Source organism: Desulfurellaceae bacterium (assembly GCA_021296095.1).
GTDB lineage: Bacteria > Desulfobacterota > Binatia > Bin18 > Bin18 > JAAXHF01.
Window position 1 is genome coordinate 1 of record JAGWBB010000163.1, and the last position, 2,804, is coordinate 2,804.

General features: G+C 61.3%; 5 protein-coding genes. All 5 read right to left on the reverse strand.

What is annotated here, in order from left to right; all coding sequences use genetic code 11:
- Window positions 1-492, reverse strand: a 492-nt coding sequence (locus tag J4F42_22165; protein MCE2488229.1) for a hypothetical protein, incomplete at its 3' end; no start/stop codon positions are given.
- Between the two features lie 265 nt (window positions 493-757).
- A complete protein-coding gene (locus J4F42_22170; GenBank protein MCE2488230.1) occupies window positions 758-1,195 on the reverse strand; it encodes a cupin domain-containing protein in 438 nt (145 codons plus the stop codon).
- Between the two features lie 25 nt (window positions 1,196-1,220).
- Window positions 1,221-1,898 carry an iron-containing redox enzyme family protein gene (locus J4F42_22175; protein MCE2488231.1) on the reverse strand — a complete coding sequence of 226 codons (678 nt, stop codon included), beginning with the start codon at window positions 1,896-1,898 and terminating at the stop codon, window positions 1,221-1,223.
- A 14-nt stretch (window positions 1,899-1,912) separates the two neighbouring features.
- A complete protein-coding gene (locus J4F42_22180; GenBank protein MCE2488232.1) occupies window positions 1,913-2,419 on the reverse strand; it encodes an aromatic-ring-hydroxylating dioxygenase subunit beta in 507 nt (168 codons plus the stop codon).
- Between the two features lie 14 nt (window positions 2,420-2,433).
- Window positions 2,434-2,804 (reverse strand): hypothetical protein (locus J4F42_22185; GenBank protein ID MCE2488233.1); only part of this gene is annotated, 371 nt, incomplete at its 5' end.

The window sequence follows — 2,804 nt, forward strand, 5'->3', positions numbered from 1 at the left end:
CAGCAGCAGGCCGTTGGTCAGCCAGTAGGTGTCCTGCATGTCCCGGGCCGGATGATCGCCGGGAATATTCAGGCTCTCAAAGTTGTAGAAATCGGTCTCGACGTGGTAGCCGGTCTCAATCAAAAAACCCATCGCCCGGGCGATGTCTTCGAGTTCCATCTGGACCAGCGAGATGGGGTGCAGATGGCCGCTGCGGCTGTTGAGGCCCGGCAGCGTCATGTCGATACTGGCCTGCACTTTGGGGCTGGTCTGGCGCGCGGCCCGGGCCTGACCCAGCTGGTCTTCGACAAAGCGCTTGAGCTGGTTGAACTGCTGGCCGAAGTGTTTTTTCTCGTCGGCCGACATGCGCGAAAAATCCGCGTTTTTTCGCATCAGGGTGACCACCCCTTTGCGGCCCAGGTAGCGCACCCGAACGGCCTCAAGCTCGCCCTCCGAGGTCGCTGCGGCCAGCTCTTCACGCAGCTGCGTCTGTATCGCCTGGATATCCTGCACGAGACTCTCCTTCGCTGATATTGGCCCGAACGTCGCCCGATCCTATCTGGGCCTCCTCTTTCCCGAAAGCCCCTCTGTTTGCCCCACGGACCAGCGTCCGCTCAGACGAGAGGCACTGGGATGGGACAGAGGAAGGGCATACCTGGGGGTCAGGGAGACACGAAAACGGGTAGGAACGATGAAGGGAAACAATCGGCGGACAACTGATGACGAACGGTAGGGGCGGGTTTGAAACCCGCCCCTACTGGGCGGAGCACACCCGGCCTTAGCCGGACATGTCCATGTCGAGTTCTGGCGGGGTAAAAACGGTGAAGCCAAAGAATGCGTCCTCAGCGGTCCGCAAGGTATGCGGCGCTCCGGCCGGAATCATGACCACATCGCCGGCCTTGATCTCGTGTTCCGTGCCGCTCACCTTGGCCACCGCGCAGCCGTCCACAACATACAGAATCTGGTCGCCCTTATGGACGCTCTCTTCGTCGTTGGTATAGCCCGGCGGCAGGGTGAAGACGGCCGTCTGGCTCTGCGGGGTGTTCTGGAACATCTTGAACGACGCGTCTTTATGGTCAAAGACGTTCGCCACGTCCAGCGCATTCCCGCCGTTGCCGTTCACCTCTTGCATGTGCTTTTCAAACAGCTCATCCGAGATGAGCCCTTTGCGATACGCCCTCAGCAATTGTTGCGTTTCAAACTCCTGTGTTGCCATCGTATTCCTCCTTATGGGGATGCCGCTATTGCAGCATGGCATCCCAGCCTTTCCAATACAGTTCGGCCGCGCAGCGCACCTCTTTGACGAACTCCTGGCGGTCACGGTCGGTGGTCAGCAGACGATCAATCAGCTTGCGCCCGGTCTGGGCGTGCTCCCGGTCGGCCTCCATATGACCGGAAAAGAAACGTAGGGCGTCGGGACTCATCTGATAGTGATTTTGCAGGCCGTCGAGTATGTCCTCACAGGCGTGCGAAAAGCCGCCCTCCAGGACGCCCAGGGCACCCGAGTACTCGGCCTTGCGCGAGACCAGCAGCCAGAAATAGGCGTTCATGGCCCGGGCTGCGGGCGAGGCGCTCGACTGTTCCAGCTCCTGCCTGGACAAGCCTAGCCCCTTTTCCCAGAACTCGAACAGCAGCTCGGTATGGCTGGCGGTATGGGTGTGCAGGCCCATCGCCTCCTCGACAAAGTTCTCGGCCATCATCTCCGCGCCCTGCTTGTCGATAGTGGCCATGCTGATATAGCCCTGGGCGATGTAGTGGCCGGAGTCTCTGACCGTCATCTCGTAATGCTCGACGGCAAACTGCCGGATTTGCTGCCGGGTGGCCTTCCCCTCCTTGATCAGCTTGACCAGCGGATGGCGACCGATGTTGAACTCATCGGCAATGCCCTCAACCGTGTTCCAGAACGTTTGTGTGTCCATAGCCTGGCCTCCTTTCAAATGAGAAACGTCAGGTTGTCGATGACCTCGTCATTGTTCACCAGCAAGACTTTTTTTGACACCATCTTCAGGCCGTCGGCGTCGGGACGCAGGCGGTGGATCGTCCGCCCGGCAAAGGTATCCTGTTTGCTGCGGCGCAGCTCGGTCAGGTTGAAGTTCGAGTAAACGAGAACCTCGCCGTTGTCGGCCGCCTCAATCTCGATGTTGGAGACCACCCGGCGCAGACGCGATCTGGGGTCCTGGGAGTAGGCCGCCCCACCCTTGAGCCGGTCGATCCGATCCCGGAGCTGGTGCAGCTGGTCGTAGATAATCGCCACCTGCTGGCTGGGGTCCATATCGTCGTCATTGCTCGGCACCCAGTACAGGGCGTCCTCGGCCCACAGCGCCAGCCATTCGTCGTAGGCGTGCTCGTCCATCAACCGCGCCTCGCGGTACAGGAAATTCTCGATCTGGTGGCGGTCGACGGCCGGCAATCGCGATCTCTGTGTCGTATCGCTTGTCATCAGGCTTGCCTGTGTCACGCGCTCCCGCTGGCCCGGCGGGGCTGCATCGCCGCGCCGGCAGCGTGGGTCATGAGCTTCTTCCAGTGCCGCCAGATGCCGCGCTGGGTGACCTCGTCGGTCATGTGGCCGACGATTGTGCCGTCTGGCTCGCGGCGCTGGCGGTGCAGGCCACGGGCGATCAGCAGCCACGGATCGACTTCGGCGCTCAGCCCGACCTGGTTGCGCTCAAACATCTCCAGATCGTCGGGCGCGCCCGAGCCGGCCGGGCCGTAAAACGCCTCATGGCCGCGCAAACGCTTGAGGTTCAGCTCGTGGGGTACGCCCTTCAACAGGGTCGGGTACTGAAATACCTCGGTCTGTTCAATCGACAGCGGCTGGACCAGCC